The sequence below is a fragment of the Thioalkalivibrio sp. ALE11 genome, assembly GCF_000381205.1.
Classification (GTDB): domain Bacteria; phylum Pseudomonadota; class Gammaproteobacteria; order Ectothiorhodospirales; family Ectothiorhodospiraceae; genus Thioalkalivibrio.
Genome location: NZ_KB906171.1, coordinates 1 through 17,871 on the forward strand (window position 1 = coordinate 1; position 17,871 = coordinate 17,871).

Sequence of the window (17,871 nt, forward strand, 5' to 3'; positions counted from 1 at the left end):
GCGCCCACGGTGCGGCCGCCTTCGCGAATCGCGAAACGCAGACCGTCTTCCATGGCGATCGGGCTGATCAGCGACACCGTCATCTTCACGTTGTCGCCCGGCATCACCATCTCGGTGCCTTCCGGCAGCTCGACCGATCCCGTCACGTCCGTCGTGCGGAAATAGAACTGCGGCCGATACCCGTTGAAGAACGGCGTGTGACGACCACCCTCTTCCTTGTTCAGGATGTAGACTTCCGCCTCGAACTGGGTGTGCGGCGTGATCGAACCCGGCTTGCACAGCACCTGACCGCGCTGCACGTCGTCACGCTTGGTGCCGCGCAGCAGCACGCCCACGTTGTCGCCGGCCTCGCCCTGGTCCAGCAGCTTGCGGAACATCTCCACGCCGGTCACCGTGGTCTTCTGCGTGTCGTGCAGACCCACGATCTCCACTTCCTCGCCGACCTTCACCACGCCGCGCTCAACGCGACCGGTGACCACGGTGCCACGACCGGAAATCGAGAACACGTCTTCCACCGGCATCAGGAACGCACCGTCCACCGCGCGCTCCGGCTCGGGGATGAAGCGGTCCATCTCGTCCACCAGCTTGTGGATCGCCTGGGCGCCCATCTCGCTTTCGTCACCTTCCAGCGCCTTCAGCGCCGAACCGGTGACCACCGGGGTGTCGTCACCCGGGAAATCATAGCTCGACAGCAGATCGCGGACTTCCATCTCCACCAGCTCCAGGAGCTCCGGATCGTCCACCATGTCCGCCTTGTTCAGGAACACCACGATGTGCGGCACGCCCACCTGGCGCGACAGCAGGATGTGTTCCCGCGTCTGCGGCATCGGACCGTCCGCCGCCGAAACCACCAGAATGGCACCGTCCATCTGCGCCGCACCGGTGATCATGTTCTTCACGTAGTCCGCGTGACCCGGGCAGTCCACGTGCGCGTAGTGGCGCGTGTCCGACTCGTACTCCACGTGCGCCGTCGCAATCGTGATACCGCGCTGCTTCTCTTCCGGCGCGTTGTCAATCTGGTCAAAGGCACGCGCATCGCTGCCGTACTTCTTCGCCTGAACCACCGTCAACGCCGCCGTCAGCGTCGTCTTCCCGTGGTCCACATGACCAATCGTCCCCACATTCACGTGCGGCTTCTTGCGTTCGAACTTTTCCTTGGACATATCTCGCTTCCCCGGATCGTGACGCTGTCGTTACGACGGCAGCACTGACGCTGCTACGTGCCTGAAAAAATGGAGCTCATGACCGGACTCGAACCGGTGACCTCTTCCTTACCAAGGAAGTGCTCTACCTGCTGAGCTACATGAGCCTGACCTGCAAGCCAGAATCTGGAGCGGGTGATGGGAATCGAACCCACATCATCAGCTTGGAAGGCTGAGGTTCTACCATTGAACTACACCCGCAGAACCCTGGCTTTCTCGCCATCGCCCGCTCGGGTCGCTGGCATGAAACTGGGTGGTGGAGGGAGGAGGATTCGAACCTCCGAAGGCTGTGCCAGCAGATTTACAGTCTGCCCCCGTTGGCCGCTTGGGTATCCCTCCTGAACCAAGCCGTGCATTCTGAGAGACAGATCAGGGCAAGTCAACCCCGCGCGAGAAGCCGTTCGCAAAACCTTCGATCGGCCCGCATCGACGGCGCTGACGGCGAAAAACCTTGCACCCATCCTTGTAATCCGCCGAATAACCGCTCTAATATCGAGCGAATGCACGGGTCGGCCGCGGCGCCGGCCCGGACATGCGTTTTCATTCCGGACCGCACCACGTAGAGTGTGGATCATCCCCAATAACGTCTGCGAACACCCATGGCCAACAGCAACACGACGCCCCGCCTGCCGGGGCTGGCGAAACGCCTCGTCGACAACGGGCTGATTGCACAGGACATCGCCCAGCAGCTGGTCGAACAGGCGCGGACCCAACAGACCCCCCTCATGGCGCTGCTGGCCGACAAGGGCGACGTGCCGGAACCGCGACTGGTGGAGGCGGCGGCCGAGGAGTTTGGCCTTCCGGTGCTGGACATGGCGGCCTTTGACGAGGAAGTCATCCCGCGCGACCACCTGAACGAGAAGCTGATCCAGAAGCATCATGCCCTGCCTCTGATGCAGCGCGGCAACCGGCTGTTCATCGCCGTGTCCGATCCCACCAACCTGGTGGCCACCGACGAATTCAAGTTCGCCACCGGAATGCCCGTCGAGGCAGTGCTGGTGGAACCGAAGAAACTGGACCGGGCGATCGACAACGCGCTCAACGCGGCGTCGCAGCTGATGGAAGACCTGGGCGACGACGAACTCGACAGCCTGAACGTCGAGGCGGATTCCGACGCCGACAACGCATCCGAGGAAGGCGACGCAGTCGACGACGCCCCGGTCGTTCGCTTCGTCAACAAGCTCCTGATGGACGCCATCAACCGCAAGGCGTCGGATATCCACCTGGAGCCGTTCGAGAAAGATTTCCGTGTGCGCTTCCGCATCGACGGCGTGCTGCACGAGGTGGCTCATCCACCGACCTCGCTGGCCCCGCGCATCCTTGCACGCGTCAAGGTCATGTCGCGCATGGACATCGCCGAGCGCCGCATTCCGCAGGACGGGCGCATCAAGCTGAAGCTCTCGCGCACCCGCGCGATCGATTTCCGGGTCAGTTCGCTGCCCACGCTGTTCGGCGAAAAGATCGTGCTGCGAATCCTCGACCCGAGCTCGGCATCGATGGGCATCGATCAGCTCGGTTACGAGGAGGAGCAGAAGGCGCAGTACCTGGAGGCCCTCGGCCGCCCGTACGGAATGATCCTGGTGACCGGACCGACCGGCTCCGGCAAGACCGTCTCCCTCTACACCGGTCTGGGCATCCTCAACACGTCCGACCGCAACATCTCCACTGCGGAAGACCCGTCCGAGATCAACATGCCCGGGGTGAACCAGGTCAACATCAACCCCAAGGTCGGACTGACATTCGCCAGCGCACTGCGCGCCTTCCTGCGCCAGGACCCCGACGTAATCATGGTCGGCGAGATCCGCGACCTGGAAACCGCCGAGATCGCCATCAAGGCCGCCCAGACCGGGCATCTGGTACTCTCCACCCTGCACACCAACGATGCGCCGCAAACCCTGACGCGCCTGGCCAACATGGGGGTCCCGCCATACAACATCGCCTCGTCCATCCTGCTGATCATCGCGCAGCGACTGGCGCGCCGTCTGTGCCCCAACTGCAAGGCACCCGAGGATCTGCCGGAGGAAACGCTGCGCGACGAGGGCTTCACCGACGAGGAGCTCGAACAGGGCTTCACGGTGTACCGGCCGGTGGGCTGCGATCAGTGCACCAACGGCTACAAGGGCCGGGTCGGGATCTACCAGGTTCTGCCGATCTCGGAGGAACTCGAACGAATCATCCTTGAGAATGGCAACAGCACCGAACTCGCCCGCCAGGCCGAAAAGGAAGGCATCAAGGACCTGCGACGGGCGGGCCTGCACAAGGTCATCGAAGGGCTGACCAGCCTGGAAGAAGTCAACCGCGTGACCATCGACTAGCGGCTAAGGGGGACAGGGAATGGCCGATTCCGGCACGATCTATACTTGGGAAGGCCTCAACAAGAACGGGGACCGCGTCAAGGGCGAAGTGCCCGCGGAGAACGAGACCTCCGCGCGCGCCGAACTGCGCAAGAACGGTGTCAACGTTCTGAAGATCAAGAAGAAGCCGAAGCCCCTTCTGGGTGGCGGGCAGAAGAAGATCATCCCCGCCGACATCGCATATTTCCTGCGGCAGATGACTACCATGCTGCAGTCGGGCGTGCCGCTGGTGCAGGCCTTCGAAATCGTGGGACGGGGCAACGAAAAGGCCTCGATGCGCGATCTGATCATGCAGATCAAGACCGACGTCGAGGGCGGCGACACCTTCGCCACCGCCCTGTCGAAGCACCCGAAGCACTTCGACGACCTCGTGGTGAATCTGGTCGAGTCGGGCGAGCAGTCCGGAACCCTGGAGACGCTGCTCGACAAGATCGCGACCTACAAGGAGAAAACGGAGGCCCTCAAGGCCAAGATCCGCAAGGCCCTGTTCTATCCGGCGGCGGTCATCGTGGTGGCCATCGTGGTAACGGCCATCCTGCTGATCTACGTGGTGCCGCAGTTCGAATCCCTGTTCCAGGGCTTCGGCGCGGACCTGCCGGTGTTCACCCGCATGGTCATTAACATGTCGGAGTTCGTGCAGGCCTGGTGGTGGGCCCTGCTTGGCGGGGCCGTTCTGGCCGGTTTCCTCTTCGTCCAGGCACGCCAGCGTCTCCCGAAATTCGATCGCTTCCTCGACATCGCGATCCTGCGTGCCCCGGCATTCGGGCCCATCCTGCGCAAGGCCGCGGTGGCCCGTTTCGCCCGCACGCTGTCCACCATGTTCGCCGCCGGCGTGCCTTTGGTGGACGCCCTCAACTCGGTCTCCGGCGCCACGGGTAACGCCGTTTATCGCGAAGCGACCGAGCGCATGCGCGATGAGACCGCGGCCGGCGGCCAGCTGCAATGGTCGATGCGCAATACCGCCGTGTTCCCCAACATGGTGGTGCAGATGGTCGCGATCGGCGAGGAATCCGGCTCGCTGGACACCATGCTGGGCAAGGTCGCCGACTTCTACGAAGAAGAGGTCGACAACGCGGTGGACAGCCTGTCCAGCCTGCTCGAGCCGCTGATCATGGTCGTGCTGGGCGTGCTGGTCGGCGGCCTGGTCATCGCCATGTATCTGCCGATCTTCCACATGGGGCAGGTCCTGTGACGGCCACCCGCGGTCGACGGCAATGAGTGACCTGCTGGCCAATCCGGCGATCGCGATCGCGGTCGCCGCCGTTCTCGGGCTCGTGATCGGCAGCTTCATCAACGTCGTCATTGCGCGGCTGCCGGTGATACTCGAACGGGAGTGGCAGGCCGAGGCCCGCTATGTACTGGATGGCGAGGAACCCGCAGCGGATGCCACCGCGGAACGTTTCGACCTGATCCGTCCCCGCTCGCGCTGTCCGAACTGCCAGCGCGCCATCCGCGCGATCGAGAACATCCCGCTGCTCAGCTTTGTGTTCCTGCGTGGCCGCTGTCCCGGCTGTGGTGTGCGCATCAGCTGGCAGTATCCGGCAGTGGAACTGCTCACCGGGATCCTGTTCGCAGTCACCGTCTGGTATTTCGGGGCGGGCATCGAAGCCGGCATGGCCCTGATCCTGACGGCCGTCCTGATCGCGGCCGGGGGCATCGACGCCCGGACCACCCTGCTGCCGGACCAGCTGACGCTCCCGCTGCTGTGGCTCGGCCTGCTGGTCAACAGCTTCGGGCTGTTCACCGATCTGCAGTCCGCGGTGTTCGGGGCCATGGCGGGTTACCTGCTCCTGTGGCTGATCTTCCACGGCTTCCGCCTGCTCACCGGGAAGGAAGGGATGGGTTATGGCGATTTCAAACTCCTGGCTGCCCTCGGGGCGTGGCTGGGCTGGCAGGCCCTGCCCGTCATCCTGCTGCTCGCGTCACTGGTGGGCGCAGCGGTCGGGATCGCGCTGATCGCCTTGCGCGGGCGCGACCGCAACATCCCCATTCCTTTCGGCCCGTACCTCGCCGCCGCCGGCTGGCTGACGCTGATCACGGGCGACGCCTTGCTGCGCATCTATTTCCCGCACGGCCTATAATCGGAGGTATGGAACGGGCGGGCCTGACCGGCGGCATTGGATCCGGGAAAACCCGGGTGGCGGCATTGTTCGCGGAACTGGGGGTACCGGTTCTGGATGCCGACCGCGTCACCCGCGAACTGCAGGAACCCGGCCACCCCCTGCACGGGGCCATCGTTGAATACTTCGGCCCCGGGGTGCTCGATCCGCGCGGCCACCTCGATCGCCGTGCGCTGGCCGCGCGCGTGTTTGCCGACCCGGCCGAGCGCGAAGCGCTGGAAGCCATCGTTCACCCCCGGGTCCATCGGGAGATCCATTCCCGACTCGAGCAATACGACACGGATGCCCCGTATGCCCTGATCGTGGTCCCGCTGCTGTTCGAGGCCGGCTGGGAGGACGATTTTGTTCGGGTGATCACCGTCGAATGCACGCCCGAGGAACAGATCGAACGAGTCACCCGGCGCGACGACCGGACCCGGGAAGACGTCGCCGCCATCATGGAGCGTCAGCTCGGGTCCGACGAACGGCGCCGGCGGGCGGACGCCTGGATCGACAACCGGGACAGCGTGGACGATGCCCGGCTTCGTGAACAGGTACTGACCATCGACCGCGAATTGCGCTCCCTCACTTCCGACGGGTAGAAACCATGCCCCCCAATGTTCGATACTGCAGGATCTTCAATCCAATGGCGCCGCCGTGACCCGTCCGCTGATCTTCGAACAGCCCCTCCACGAACGGATCCGCCTCCTGCTCCGGCTGGAGGCGCTCACGCAACGTTTCGGTGACGCCCTGCAGGCAGGGCAACCTTACGACCATCACGAAGCCCTGGTCTCCCTGGTCGACATCTATGCGCTGGTCACGCGCGTCGACATCAAGCGCGAGTTGATGGGCGAGATCGAACGCCAGACCGCCAATCTGCAGCGGCTGGCCGACCAGCCCGGGATCGACGCCAGCCGTTTCCGAAGCACGATGGACGACCAGCGACGCCTGCATACCGCACTCGAAGAGCAGGCCGGGGCGCTGGACGGGGCGGTCCGCGAGAACGAATTCTTCAACAGTGTGCGCCAGCGGATGGCCCTGCCCGGGGGAGCCTTCGACTTCGATCTGCCGATCTACCACCACTGGCTGTCACAGCCCGTGGAAGCACGCACCGAGCTGCTGCTGGAGTGGTTCCGGCCGCTGGAGAGCGTGACCGAGGCCACGCAGCACGTGCTGCGCTATATCCGCGGATCCGGTAACGACCGCAGCGTCACCGCGGAGGAGGGATTCCTGGAACAGCCCCTGGACAGCCAGCACGCCTGGCAGATGATCCGGGTCAGCGTGGACCCGCAGCTGGGCATCTACCCCGAGATCTCGGGCGGGCGTCAGCGCTTCACCGTGCGCTTCATGGATCCCGGCGATTTCCGCTCGCGCCCGAATCCGGTGCGCGAGGATGTGACGTTCGGCCTTTGCTGCTGCGCCCTGTAGTTAGGACCGGGCGGCACCGCCCGTGGCGTCACTCCCCGCCGCCCGGCGGGTCTCCGAGCAGACCACGAATGGCCGCAATCCCGCAGGCACCGGCGGCGCGGGCCGGCGCGAGGCTGCCCGCGTCCAGCCCCCCCAGGGCGTAGACCGGCACCGGACTCGCCGCGGTCAGAAGCGCCAGACCGTCCCAGCCCAGCGGCGTCGCCCCCGGGTGCGTCCGGGTCGGCCGGACCGGACCGACCACGGCCAGATCGGGCGCCAGCCTCCCCGCCTCCCGGAGACCCGTTACATCGTGCGCGGACACGCTGATCCGCCCGGCCACCGCGGGCCGCCGGGACAGCGCCCGCCAGCGCCGCTCCGGCAGATGCACCCCGGCCGGCGGCAGCTCGTCGAGCCAGTCCAGCGGCGCGTTCAGGAGCACTTCGGTACCTAGCGACTGCGCCACCGCCACCAGATCCCGGGCAAAGCGGAGATAGTCGTCCCGTGCCAGCCCCGGCGCACGGACCTGCAACAGCCCCACATCCCCGTGCCGGAGGCGGGCCGCCACACGGTCCACCACGGCGGCGATGCCGTCGGACCCGGCCGGATCGGGCGTCACCAGAAGGAAATCGGGGAGCTGCAACAGGCGCAGAATCGGGCCGTTGGCGGCCGGGAAATCCGCCGGATCCAGCGCGGTCGCCTCGCGCCAGCACAGGGCGCGTCCTTCGCACTCCCGGACCTCGCCGCTCCAGTGCGGCACCCGGAACACGTGCAACCTGACGCGGCGGTCGCCGTAGTCGTGCTCCAGCCGCAGGCAGGGGATGGCCTGCTCGACCCCCAGGCCGGTCTCCTCCCCGATCTCGCGTACCAGGCCCGCGACCGGGGACTCGTCCGCCTCCAGCTTGCCGCCGGGGAATTCGAGGCGGCCCGGCTGATGCTGCCCGGCCCCGCGCTGACCAACCAGGACCCGGCCGGCCCCGTCCTCGATCACGCCCAGCGCCACATCAAGCGGTGCCGCCTCAGGAGCGGTATTCGGCATTGATGCGCACGTACTCGTGGGAGAAATCGCAGGTGTACTTGCGCGCCCGCGCATCGCCCCGTCCGAGGTCGATGGCGATGGTGATCTCGTCGGCCGCGAAGGCGGCCTGGCCGTCTTCCTCGCGGTATTCGGGCGCGCGGCCGCCAGCGCGCACGATCGCCAGACCGTTGATGTCCACCGTGACCCCCTCGATCCGGAGATCGCTGACGCCGGCCCGTCCCACGGCCGCGAGGATGCGCCCCCAGTTCGGGTCGCTGGCGTACAGCGCGGTCTTCACCAGAGGGGACAACGCGACCGTCTCGGCAACGCGCTCGGCTTCCGCCCGCTCGCTTGCGCCCGTCACCTCCACGGTCACGAACTTGGTCGCCCCTTCCCCGTCGCGCACGATCGCGGTCGCCAGTTCCAGACACAGTGACCCCAGAGCCTGCGCGAACGCGGTGCGGTCGGCATCGCCGGCCAGGCGGACACCGCTGGCCCCGCTGGCCATGCAGACCAGCGCGTCATTGGTCGAGGTATCGCCATCCACGGTAATGGCGTTGAAACTGTCACGGTTCGCCTCGCGCAGCAGCGCGTCCAGCTCGTCCGCATCGGTGGCCAGGTCCGTGCCGACAAAACCCAGCATCGTCGCCATGTCGGGATGGATCATCCCCGATCCCTTCGCCATGCCTGTCAGTCGCACGCGCCCTTCGGACAGACGGACGTCGCGGCTCGCGACTTTCGTCACCGTGTCAGTGGTCATGATCGCCCGCGCCGCCCGCAGCCAGCTTTCGCCATCCTCCACGAGTCCGTCGTAGAGCCCCGGCAGGGCCGCCTCCAGCCGCTCCAGCGGAAACGGCTCGCCGATCACCCCGGTGGAAAACGGCAGCACCGCCGAGGCCTCGCTGTCGACCAGCCGGGCCAGGGCCGTGCAGCTCGCCTCGGCCGCGCGCAGCCCGGGCTCACCGGTACCCGCGTTGGCGTTCCCGGCGTTGATCAGAAGCCAGCGGGGACGCCCCTCCGCCTGATGCCGTCGGGCGACTTCCACCGGCGCAGCGCGAAAGGCACTGGTGGTGTACAACGCGGCGACCACTGCGTGTTCGCCACCGTCCATCAGCACCAGGTCATCACGACCGGCATACCGGATGCCGGCCGCCCCGGCTGCCAGACGGATGCCCGGCACGGCCGGCGGCGCCGACGGTTCCTGCAGTCCCACGGCCATCAGCGCGTCTCCCCGGACCGGCCGTCAGAGACGGCCGTGGCAGTGCTTGTATTTCTTGCCGGAACCGCACCAGCAGGGCTCGTTGCGTCCGAGCTTGGGCTCCTCCCGCCGGTACGTCTCGTCACCACCGGCGACCTTGCGCGCGTCATCTTCCGCGGCGCCCCCGTCGTCCTCGTCCGCGGCCAGCGGACTGTCGGGGTTCTCGTGGCGGAAATTCATGGCCCCGGTGTCCGGTGCCTGGCGTTCCGGCTGCAGCTGTTCGGCGTCCTCGGCGGAACGCAGCTGGATACGCAGCAGCATCTTGATCACGTCGTGCTTGATGCGCTCCAGCAGCGACTGGAACATCGCGAACGCTTCTTTCTTGTATTCCTGCTTGGGATTGCGGTTGGCATACCCGCGCAGGCCGATCCCCTGGCGCAGATAGTCCATCGCCGCCAGGTGTTCCTTCCACTGCGAATCCAGCACCTGCAGCATCACGTCGCGCTGCAGGCGATTCATGGTGGCATCGCCCAGCTGTTCGCGCTTGCCGTTGAGGGCCTCGCGCGCCCGCTCGATGATGCGCTCGCGCAGCGGCTCCTCGTGCAGGTCGTCCTCGTCATCCAGCCACTGCTTGACCGGCAGTTCCAGGCCGAATTCGTTGCGCAGCGCCTGCTCCAGCCCTTCCGGATCCCAGATATCCTCGATGCTGCCGGGCGGGATGTACTCGCTGATCTGCGCATTCATCACGTCGGCCACCAGGGCATCGATGGTGTCGCTGATGTCCTCGGTGGTCAGCAGTTCCGCGCGCTGCTCGTAGATGACCTGGCGCTGGTCGTTGGCGACGTCGTCGTATTCCAGCAGCTGCTTGCGGATATCGAAGTTGTGCGCCTCGACCTTGCGCTGGGCGTTCTCGATAGCGCGCGAGACCCAGGCGTTCTCGATCGCCTCGCCTTCCTTCATGCCCAGGCGTCCCATCAGGGACTTCACCCGTTCGGACGCGAACACCCGCATCAGGTTGTCTTCCAGGGACAGGAAGAAACGGCTGGAGCCCGGGTCACCCTGGCGCCCCGAACGCCCGCGCAGCTGGTTGTCGATGCGCCGCGATTCGTGCCGCTCCGAGCCGATGATGTGCAGGCCGCCGGCGGCGATGACGTCGTCGTGACGTTTCTGCCAGTCCTCGCGGATGCGTTCGCGCTGCTGCTCGTCGTTCGGATCGACACCGGCCAGTTCCGCGTCGAGACTGCCGCCGAGGACGATGTCGGTACCGCGCCCGGCCATGTTGGTGGCCAGAGTCACGGCCCCCGGACGTCCCGCCTGGGCGATGATGTGCGCCTCGCGCTCGTGCTGCTTGGCGTTGAGCACCTCGAATTCGATGCTCTTCTCCTTGAGGGACTTCGCCAGCCGCTCGGAGCTGTCCACCGAGGCCGTGCCGACCAGCACCGGCTGGCCGCGTTCGACGCACCACTGGATCTCCTTGGCGATCGCGTCGTACTTCTCGTCCTGGGTCAGGTACACCAGATCCTGCATGTCCTCGCGGATCAGCGGCTTGTTCCCGGGAACCACCACGACCTCCAGGCCGTAGATGGTCTGGAACTCGTAGGCCTCGGTATCCGCGGTGCCGGTCATGCCCGCCAGCTTGTCGTACTGGCGGAAGTAGTTCTGGAAGGTGATCGAGGCGAGCGTCTGGTTCTCGCGCTGGATCGGCACGCCCTCCTTGGCCTCGATCGCCTGATGCAGCCCCTCGGACCAGCGCCGACCGGTCATGATGCGGCCGGTGAATTCGTCGATGATCTGGACCTGGTTGTCGCGCACCAGATAGTCGACATCCCGATGGAACAGGGCATGCGCGCGCAGCGCTGCGTTCAGATGGTGCAGGACCGCGATCGCGCCGGCGTCGTACAGCGACTGGTCCTCCTCCAGCAGGCCGGCCTCGCGCAGCAGGGCCTCGGCCTTCTCGTGGCCGTCCTCGCTGAGGAATACCTGTTTGGCCTTCTCGTCAACGAAGTAGTCGCCCTCGCTCTCTTCGTCTTCCTGCCGCGTCAGCTGCGGCGGGATCGCGTTCATGCGCTCGTACAGCTCGGAGTCCGAACCGGACGGGCCGGAAATGATCAGCGGCGTGCGCGCCTCGTCGATCAGGATCGAGTCCACCTCGTCGACCAGCGCGTAGTTCAGGCCCCGCTGCACGCGCTGATCGGCCGAGAAGGCCATGTTGTCGCGCAGATAGTCGAAACCGAACTCGTTGTTCGTGCCATAGGTGATGTCGGCCGCGTAGGCCTCGGTACGGGTGACCGGCCGCAGGCCGTCCATGCCGTCCTCACCCGCCACATGGTCGGGGTCGAACACGAACGAGGACGCACCGCCCGACTGCCCGCCGGAGGAGTTGATGACGCCGACCGTCAGCCCCAGGGCCTGGTAGAGCCGTCCCATCCAGGCCGCATCGCGGCGGGCGAGATAGTCGTTCACGGTCACCACGTGCACGCCATCGCCCGGCAACGCATTGAGATAGGCCGTCAGGGTCGCGACCAGGGTCTTGCCCTCGCCGGTACGCATTTCCGCGATCCGTCCGTCGTGCAGGACCATCCCGCCCATCAGCTGGACATCGAAGTGGCGCAGACCCAGTACGCGGTCGCTCATCGCGCGGCAGACCGCGAAGGCTTCCGGCAGCAGCGCATCCAGGTCCTCGCCCGACTGCAGCCGCCGGCGGAATTCATCGGTCTTGTGCCGCAGCTCTTCCTGCGGCAGATCGTCGATGGCCGGGGCCAGGGCATTGATGCGCTCGGCCTTTTTCGCGTAGCGCTTGATGATGCGGTCGTTGCGACTGCCGAAGAACTTGCGTACGAGCTGCTTCATGGGGATCCGGAAGATTGGCTGAAACCGACCTAGGATAAACGATCCGCGGAGGTCACGCTCAGCGATGGACGTAGTCGGCCGGATTTTCCGGCCCGCCGGGACCGTGGACTTCGAAATGGAGATGGGTATCCGTCGCCCGTCCGGTACTGCCCATGCGGGCGATGGGCTGGCCCGCTTCCACCCGTTCCCCGGGATCGACCAGCAACTCCGAATTATGCGCGTAACGGGTCAGCAATCCGTCGGCATGAACGATGTCGACGCTGCGCCCGAACCCGCCGTTGGTGTCCGCCCGCACCACGATCCCGTCCGCGGCCGCCCGGATTTCGGAGCCCTCGCGTCCGGCGTAGTCGATGCCGGAATGGAAACGCCGCTCGCCGGTGAACGGATCGTCGCGGTATCCATAGGCCGAACTGACCCAGGCCTTGGATTCCACCGGCCGCACGCCGGGGCGCATGCGCTCGTCCCGGGCATCGCCGCGCACCGCCTCGTCCAGGCGCGCGACCGTCGTGTCGCGCCGCCCCAGCAGGTGATCCAGCGCGGCGATGCGACGGTCCACCGCGGCCGCGGAGTCCGGCGGCGCCGGTCCGCCGCGACCGCCGGTCTCCGGTTCCAGCGCCTCCGGGTCCAGATCCAGGGCGTCGCCCAGACCAGACATGCGCAGGTCCAGACGCGCCTGGCGGTTTTCCAGCTCGACCAGACGGGACGCCAGCGACTCCACCCCCTCGCGCGCGAGCTCGCGTTCCGCGAGTTCGAGATCGGGCGAGCCCACGGTCGGAAGCACGGGGATTTCGACCACGTCACGCTGCTGCTGGCCCAGCTGATAGCCGGCGGTCACGACCGCGGCCAGCACCCCCAGCAGCATCGGAACCACCAGCCACAGCGGGATCCGGGTACAGACACCGCCGGCTCGTAGTAGCATCAGGTCCATGCAACCTCCGTTGATTCCTGCAAGACTCGAGCGGGAGGCGCCATGTCAGCCATGACGCCGCCCCGCATCGGCCGATACATCCGCGCCGCGTGGCAGAGCCACGTCACCCCGGACCGGGCACTGGAACGGGCGCTGGCCGGGCTGGTCGGAACGCACGTCGCCAGCGGGCGCCTCCAGCTGGTGCGCCACGACACCACCCTGGTGGCGGTCTGCCGCGACCGTGCCCTGTGCACCGAGATGCGCTTCCAGCAGCGCGAGATCCTCAAGACCCTGCAGGCGGCCGGCTACCCCGAAGTGGAGCGCGTGCGGGTCGCCCTGGGCGGTGCGGCCCGCTCCACCGAACCGGATCCGGTGCGCAGCCGTCCGCCGATCCCGGACAGCGCCCGCCAGACCCTGGAACAGACGGCCGGCGAGGTCGACGATCCCCGCCTGGCGGGAGCACTGCGGCGGCTGGCCCGCGCCCGTCCCCGCGATGCGGGGAACGACAGAGAGTGACGTCCCTCAGCCGGTGGCGCCCGGCTCCAGCTGCCCGAACGAGATCGGCAGCGGCTCGGAGGGATCCTCGAAGGTGACCTTTTCCCAGGCCGTCCGGTCCGCGGCCAGCTGACGGATGAGCTGATTGTTCAGGGCATGGCCGGACTTGTGCCCGGTGAAGGCCCCGATCAGGCTGTGGCCCAGCAGGTAGAGATCGCCGACCACGTCGAGGATCTTGTGCTTGACCAGCTCGTTGTCGTAGCGCAGCCCGGTTTCGTTGAGGATCTTGAAGTCGTCCAGCACCACGGCATTGTCCAGGCTGCCGCCCAGTGCCAGCTGATTCGCACGCAGGGCCTCGATGTCGCGCATGAACCCGAAGGTCCGGGCGCGCGAGACTTCCTTCACGAACGAGGTGGACGAGAAATCCAGCTCGGCGCGCTGGCTCCCGTCGGTGAACATGGGGTGTTCAAAGTCGATGCAGAAGCCGACCTTGAACCCTTCATAGGGATCGAAGCGCACCCATTTGTCGCCGTCGCGAACCTCCACGCTGCGCTTCACCCGGATGAATTCCTTGGGAGCATCCTGCTCCTTGAGACCCGCGGACTGCAGCAGGAACACGAACGGTCCCGCGCTGCCGTCCATGATCGGGACCTCCGCCGCGCTCACGTCGACGAAGAGATTGTCGATGCCCAGACCGGCCACCGCCGACAGCAGGTGTTCCACGGTGGAGACCCGCGCATCGCCGTTGACCAGGGTCGTCGACAGCCGCGTGTCCCCGACGTTCTCGGCCCTTGCGGGGATTTCCACCGGCGGGTCGAGGTCATCGCGGTGAAACACGATTCCGGTATTAGGGGGGGCCGGACGCAGCGTAAGGACGACCTTCTCGCCCGTATGGAGCCCGACTCCGGTCGCCCGGATGCTGTTCTTGAGCGTTCTTTGCCTGATCAACGCACTGCCTCTTCTGCGAGAGCGCATGGAGGGGAGCCCGGGCCCTCCCGGGCTCCGTTCATGCACACAACGAATGCTCCATTATTGCAGGATTCCGCTCCTCCTGCATGTCAAGTCCCTCAGTCAGCCTGCTTGCGCAGGAAAGCCGGGATGTCGAGCACGTCGATGTTCGACTGCTGGTTACCGCTGCCGTAATCGGTCGCGACCTCGTCCTGGCCGCGGCGCTGACGCTGGTGCGTGGGGCGGTCGAAATCCACGTCGGAACCCGCCGCCGCCTGCTGCGGCTGGGCATCCACCACGCGCACCTGCGGGCGTTCGGGCTGCTCGGTCTGCGCGCCCAGGCCGGTGGCCACCAGCGTGACCCGCATCTCGTCGCTCATCTCGGGATCGATGACGGTACCCACCACCACGGTGGCGTCCTCGGAGGCCAGCGCCTTCACCGCTTCGCCGACTTCCTCGAATTCGCCGATACCGACATCCATGCCGCCGGTCACGTTGACCAGGATGCCGCGGGCCCCGGAGATGTCGATGTCCTCCAGCAGCGGGCTGGCAATCGCGGCCTCGGCGGCCTGGCGCGCACGGTCTTCGCCGGAACCGGTGCCGGTACCCATCATCGCCATGCCCATCTCGCGCATCACGTTGCGTACGTCGGCGAAGTCGACGTTGATGAGGCCCGGACGGGTGATCAGCTCGGCGATGCCCTGCACCGCGCCGAACAGCACGTCGTTGGCGGCCTTGAAGGCATCCAGCAGGGTGGTGTTCTTGCCCATCACCGTGAGCAGCTTCTCGTTGGGGATGGTGATCAGGGAGTCCACCTGCTCGGTCAGCGCCTTGATCCCGGACATTGCGACCTGCATCCGCTTCTTGCCCTCGAACGGGAACGGCTTGGTCACCACGGCCACGGTCAGGATGCCCATCTCCTTGGCGATCTGTGCCACCACCGGGGCCGCGCCGGTGCCCGTGCCGCCGCCCATGCCGGCGGTGATGAACACCATGTCCGCGCCGTGCAGCAGGTCCTGCACCCGCTCGCGATCCTCCAGTGCGGCCTCGCGGCCCACCGACGGGTCGGCCCCGGCGCCCAGGCCCTTGGTGATGTCCCCGCCCAGCTGCAGCAGGGTCTTGGAATCCAGGCTCTTGAGCGCCTGGGCATCGGTATTGGCGCAGATGAAATCCACGCCATCCAGCTGCGAATGAACCATGTGCTGTACGGCGTTGCCGCCGCCGCCACCCACGCCCACGACCTTGATCGTGGCGCTCTGGCTAAAGGTATCCATCAGTTCGAACGTCATGATTGCGTCCTCTTGTTTCGTGTGTACATGTCCTTCCTTCTCGGTAGCCGGAGAGCGGTCCGGCCCTTCGGTCCGGCCCTTCGGTCCGGCCTAGAACTGGCCGGTAAACCAGCGCTTCATGCGCGCCCAGATCCCCTGGAACCCGGATTCCACCGGGCGGGCCTCCTGCAGGGCCCGTGACTCGCGGGCATACAGCAGCAGGCCCACCCCGGTGGCGTGCACCGGGTTGCGCACCACGTCCAGCAGCCCGGTCACGTGCTGCGGGACTCCCAGGCGAACGGGCATGTGGAAGACCTCCTCGGCGAGATCCACCCCACCTTCCATCCGCGACGACCCGCCGGTCAGTACCACCCCGGCGGCAATCATTTCCTCGGTCCCGGAACGGCGCAGTTCGGCCTGAACCAGCTGCAGCAGCTCCTCGTAACGCGGCTCCACCACCGAGGCGAGGGTCTGCCGCGACAGCCGGCGCGCTTCGCGGTCGCCCACCCCCGGGACCTCGATGGACTCCCCGGGGTCGGCCAGCGAGCGCAGCGCGCAGGCGTATTTCATCTTCAGTTCTTCGGCGTACTGCGTGGGCGTGCGCAGCGCGACCGCGATGTCGTTGGTGACCTGGTCGCCGGCGATCGGCAGCACCGCGGTGTGCGCAATGGCGCCGTGGGAGAACACCGCGATGTCGGTGGTGCCGCCCCCGACATCGACCAGGCAGACCCCCAGATCCTTCTCGTCCTCGGTCAGCACCGAATACGACGACGCCAGCTGCTCGAGGATGATGTCGTCCACCCGCAGGCCGCAGCGTTCCACGCATTTCACGATGTTCTGCGCCGCCGACACCGCGCCGGTGACCAGATGGACCTTGGCCTCCAGGCGCACGCCGGACATCCCCACCGGTTCGCGGATGCCCTCCTGCTCGTCGATGATGTATTCCTGCGGGAGCACATGGAGGATGCGCTGGTCGGCGGGGATCGCGATGGCCCGCGCGGCGTCGATGACCCGCTCGACGTCGCCCGGCCCCACCTCGCCGTCCTTGATGGCCACCACGCCGGTCGAGTTGTAGCTCTTCACGTGACTCCCGGCGATACCGGTGTACACCGAGTGGATCTCGCAGCCGGCCATCAGCTCGGCCTCCTCCACCGCGCGCTGGATCGACTGCACGGTGGACTCGATGTTGACCACCACGCCCTTCTTCAGTCCGCGCGAGGGCGACGAGCCGATGCCGATGATCTCGATCTCGCCATCATCCTTCAGCTCGCCGACGATGGCCTCGATCTTCGAGGTCCCGACATCCAGCCCGACGATCAGACCCGATTCCGCCTTCTTTGCCATCATCTCCCCGCGTCCTTTCACTGTGTCCCGGGATCGCCGGCGGCGTCCCCGTCTTCTTCGGCCCAGGCCACCGCCATGCCATGCGGATAGCGCAGGTCCCAGCGTTCCACCGGCGCGGCGCGACGCTCGCGCACGACGTCGGCCGCCCGTACCAGAGCATTCAGGCGGGCCGCATCGGCGTCCCGCCCCATCAGGATCCGCCCCCCGGACTCCAGACGGATGGTCCAGTCATGGCGACGCCCCTCGGCCACGCCGGCCACCTCCAGGCCGGCATCCGCCAGACGTGCCGACACCTCGAGGTAACGGCGCATCAGCACCACCTGGCGCCCGTCCTGCCCCTCCAGCGCGGGCAGGTAGTCCCACTCGGCCTGATCCACCGGCCCGAACACCCGGCCATGCCGATCGACCAGCTGGTCCTCGCCCCAACGCGCCACCGGCACCGGTTCGCGCACCTCGACCACCAGCGTCCCCGGCCATTGCCGGCGCAGCTGCACGCCATCGATCCAGGGCTCGGCGACCAGCGAACGTTCCAGCGCCGCCAGATCGGCGGTAATGAACCCCGGCGCGTGGCGACGCGCGAGTTCACGCACCCGCTCCACGTCCGCGTAGCGCGGCTCGCCGGCGATCTCGATGCTCTCCACCGGCACCAGCGCGTCCGGCTCGAAGCGGGTCGTCGCCAGCAGGACCAGCACGATCGCCGCGGCCAGCGCCATTCCGGCCAGCAGGCGCAGGGCCGGGCCGGACACGCTGCGCAGCCGCGCGAAGCGCGCTGCCGGCGGGGTGC

At 66.9% G+C, this 17,871-nt stretch carries 15 protein-coding genes and 3 tRNA genes; 6 read left to right on the forward strand and 12 right to left on the reverse strand.

Going from position 1 to position 17,871, the window contains the following annotated elements; translation table 11 throughout:
• From tuf to F620_RS0109665, 4 genes are all read right to left on the reverse strand, one after another.
• Positions 1-1,163, reverse strand: a 1,163-nt coding sequence (tuf, locus tag F620_RS0109650; RefSeq protein ID WP_019570400.1) for an elongation factor Tu, incomplete at its 3' end; no start/stop codon positions are given.
• Between the two features lie 70 nt (positions 1,164-1,233).
• Positions 1,234-1,309 (reverse strand) — tRNA-Thr (locus F620_RS0109655).
• A gap of 20 nt (positions 1,310-1,329) precedes the next feature.
• Positions 1,330-1,403 (reverse strand) — tRNA-Gly (locus F620_RS0109660).
• A 53-nt stretch (positions 1,404-1,456) separates the two neighbouring features.
• Positions 1,457-1,541, reverse strand: a tRNA-Tyr gene (locus F620_RS0109665).
• Positions 1,542-1,801: 260 nt separating this feature from the next.
• Here F620_RS0109665 and pilB point away from each other — a divergent pair.
• From pilB to zapD, 5 genes are read left to right on the forward strand one after another with little or no spacing between them, the layout of a single operon-like run.
• Positions 1,802-3,517 carry a type IV-A pilus assembly ATPase PilB gene (pilB, locus tag F620_RS0109670; RefSeq protein WP_019570401.1) on the forward strand — a complete coding sequence of 572 codons (1,716 nt, stop codon included), beginning with the start codon at positions 1,802-1,804 and terminating at the stop codon, positions 3,515-3,517.
• Between the two features lie 19 nt (positions 3,518-3,536).
• Complete coding sequence (locus F620_RS0109675; protein WP_018869890.1) at positions 3,537-4,748, forward strand: type II secretion system F family protein; 1,212 nt, start codon at positions 3,537-3,539, stop codon at positions 4,746-4,748.
• A gap of 22 nt (positions 4,749-4,770) precedes the next feature.
• Positions 4,771-5,637, forward strand: a complete 867-nt coding sequence (locus tag F620_RS0109680; protein WP_019570402.1) for an A24 family peptidase — start codon at positions 4,771-4,773, stop codon at positions 5,635-5,637.
• Between the two features lie 8 nt (positions 5,638-5,645).
• Complete coding sequence (gene coaE / locus F620_RS0109685; protein WP_019570403.1) at positions 5,646-6,257, forward strand: dephospho-CoA kinase; 612 nt, start codon at positions 5,646-5,648, stop codon at positions 6,255-6,257.
• A gap of 55 nt (positions 6,258-6,312) precedes the next feature.
• On the forward strand, positions 6,313-7,083 hold the full coding sequence (gene zapD, locus F620_RS0109690) for a cell division protein ZapD (RefSeq protein ID WP_018869887.1): 771 nt from the start codon (positions 6,313-6,315) through the stop codon (positions 7,081-7,083).
• A gap of 28 nt (positions 7,084-7,111) precedes the next feature.
• Here zapD and F620_RS0109695 read toward each other — a convergent pair whose 3' ends face one another.
• The 4 genes from F620_RS0109695 to F620_RS0109710 are packed head-to-tail and all read right to left on the reverse strand — an operon-like array spanning position 7,112 to position 13,053.
• Positions 7,112-8,098: a Nudix family hydrolase gene (locus F620_RS0109695; RefSeq protein WP_026331403.1), complete on the reverse strand. Its 987-nt coding sequence runs from the start codon at positions 8,096-8,098 to the stop codon at positions 7,112-7,114.
• Positions 8,079-9,296 (reverse strand): bifunctional glutamate N-acetyltransferase/amino-acid acetyltransferase ArgJ, encoded by a 1,218-nt coding sequence (argJ, locus tag F620_RS0109700; RefSeq protein WP_019570405.1) that lies wholly within the window; start codon positions 9,294-9,296, stop codon positions 8,079-8,081. The genes F620_RS0109695 and argJ overlap by 20 nt, the downstream gene beginning before the upstream one ends.
• A 24-nt stretch (positions 9,297-9,320) precedes the next feature.
• Complete coding sequence (gene secA / locus F620_RS0109705; protein ID WP_019570406.1) at positions 9,321-12,125, reverse strand: preprotein translocase subunit SecA; 2,805 nt, start codon at positions 12,123-12,125, stop codon at positions 9,321-9,323.
• A gap of 58 nt (positions 12,126-12,183) precedes the next feature.
• The gene (locus F620_RS0109710; protein WP_019570407.1) at positions 12,184-13,053 is read right to left on the reverse strand and encodes a M23 family metallopeptidase; all 870 of its coding nucleotides are present in this window, start codon (positions 13,051-13,053) and stop codon (positions 12,184-12,186) included.
• Between the two features lie 51 nt (positions 13,054-13,104).
• Here F620_RS0109710 and F620_RS0109715 point away from each other — a divergent pair, with 51 nt between their 5' ends.
• Entirely contained in the window at positions 13,105-13,548 is a 444-nt protein-coding gene (locus F620_RS0109715) for a DciA family protein (RefSeq protein ID WP_019021422.1), read from the forward strand.
• A gap of 6 nt (positions 13,549-13,554) precedes the next feature.
• Here F620_RS0109715 and lpxC read toward each other — a convergent pair whose 3' ends face one another.
• From lpxC to F620_RS0109735, 4 genes are all read right to left on the reverse strand, one after another.
• Entirely contained in the window at positions 13,555-14,475 is a 921-nt protein-coding gene (gene lpxC, locus F620_RS0109720) for a UDP-3-O-acyl-N-acetylglucosamine deacetylase (protein ID WP_081617416.1), read from the reverse strand.
• Between the two features lie 119 nt (positions 14,476-14,594).
• Complete coding sequence (gene ftsZ, locus F620_RS0109725; RefSeq protein WP_019021424.1) at positions 14,595-15,764, reverse strand: cell division protein FtsZ; 1,170 nt, start codon at positions 15,762-15,764, stop codon at positions 14,595-14,597.
• Positions 15,765-15,854: 90 nt separating this feature from the next.
• Positions 15,855-17,090: a cell division protein FtsA gene (gene ftsA / locus F620_RS0109730; RefSeq protein WP_018869879.1), complete on the reverse strand. Its 1,236-nt coding sequence runs from the start codon at positions 17,088-17,090 to the stop codon at positions 15,855-15,857.
• Between the two features lie 14 nt (positions 17,091-17,104).
• Positions 17,105-17,833 (reverse strand): cell division protein FtsQ/DivIB, encoded by a 729-nt coding sequence (locus F620_RS0109735; protein WP_026331404.1) that lies wholly within the window; start codon positions 17,831-17,833, stop codon positions 17,105-17,107.
• Positions 17,834-17,871: the final 38 nt, after the last annotated feature.

Excerpts from the sequence above, each read along its gene's own strand:
- F620_RS0109715 (WP_019021422.1), top strand. The coding sequence starts at position 13,105 with ATGACGCCGCCCCGCATCGGCCGATACATCCGCGCCGCGTGGCAGAGC.
- F620_RS0109675 (WP_018869890.1), top strand. The coding sequence starts at position 3,537 with ATGGCCGATTCCGGCACGATCTATACTTGGGAAGGCCTCAACAAGAAC.
- F620_RS0109710 (WP_019570407.1), bottom strand. The coding sequence starts at position 13,053 with ATGGACCTGATGCTACTACGAGCCGGCGGTGTCTGTACCCGGATCCCG.
- F620_RS0109695 (WP_026331403.1), bottom strand. The coding sequence starts at position 8,098 with ATGCCGAATACCGCTCCTGAGGCGGCACCGCTTGATGTGGCGCTGGGC.
- argJ (WP_019570405.1), bottom strand. The coding sequence starts at position 9,296 with ATGGCCGTGGGACTGCAGGAACCGTCGGCGCCGCCGGCCGTGCCGGGC.
- coaE (WP_019570403.1), top strand. The coding sequence starts at position 5,646 with ATGGAACGGGCGGGCCTGACCGGCGGCATTGGATCCGGGAAAACCCGG.
- F620_RS0109680 (WP_019570402.1), top strand. The coding sequence starts at position 4,771 with ATGAGTGACCTGCTGGCCAATCCGGCGATCGCGATCGCGGTCGCCGCC.
- secA (WP_019570406.1), bottom strand. The coding sequence starts at position 12,125 with ATGAAGCAGCTCGTACGCAAGTTCTTCGGCAGTCGCAACGACCGCATC.
- ftsZ (WP_019021424.1), bottom strand. The coding sequence starts at position 15,764 with ATGACGTTCGAACTGATGGATACCTTTAGCCAGAGCGCCACGATCAAG.
- pilB (WP_019570401.1), top strand. The coding sequence starts at position 1,802 with ATGGCCAACAGCAACACGACGCCCCGCCTGCCGGGGCTGGCGAAACGC.
- ftsA (WP_018869879.1), bottom strand. The coding sequence starts at position 17,090 with ATGATGGCAAAGAAGGCGGAATCGGGTCTGATCGTCGGGCTGGATGTC.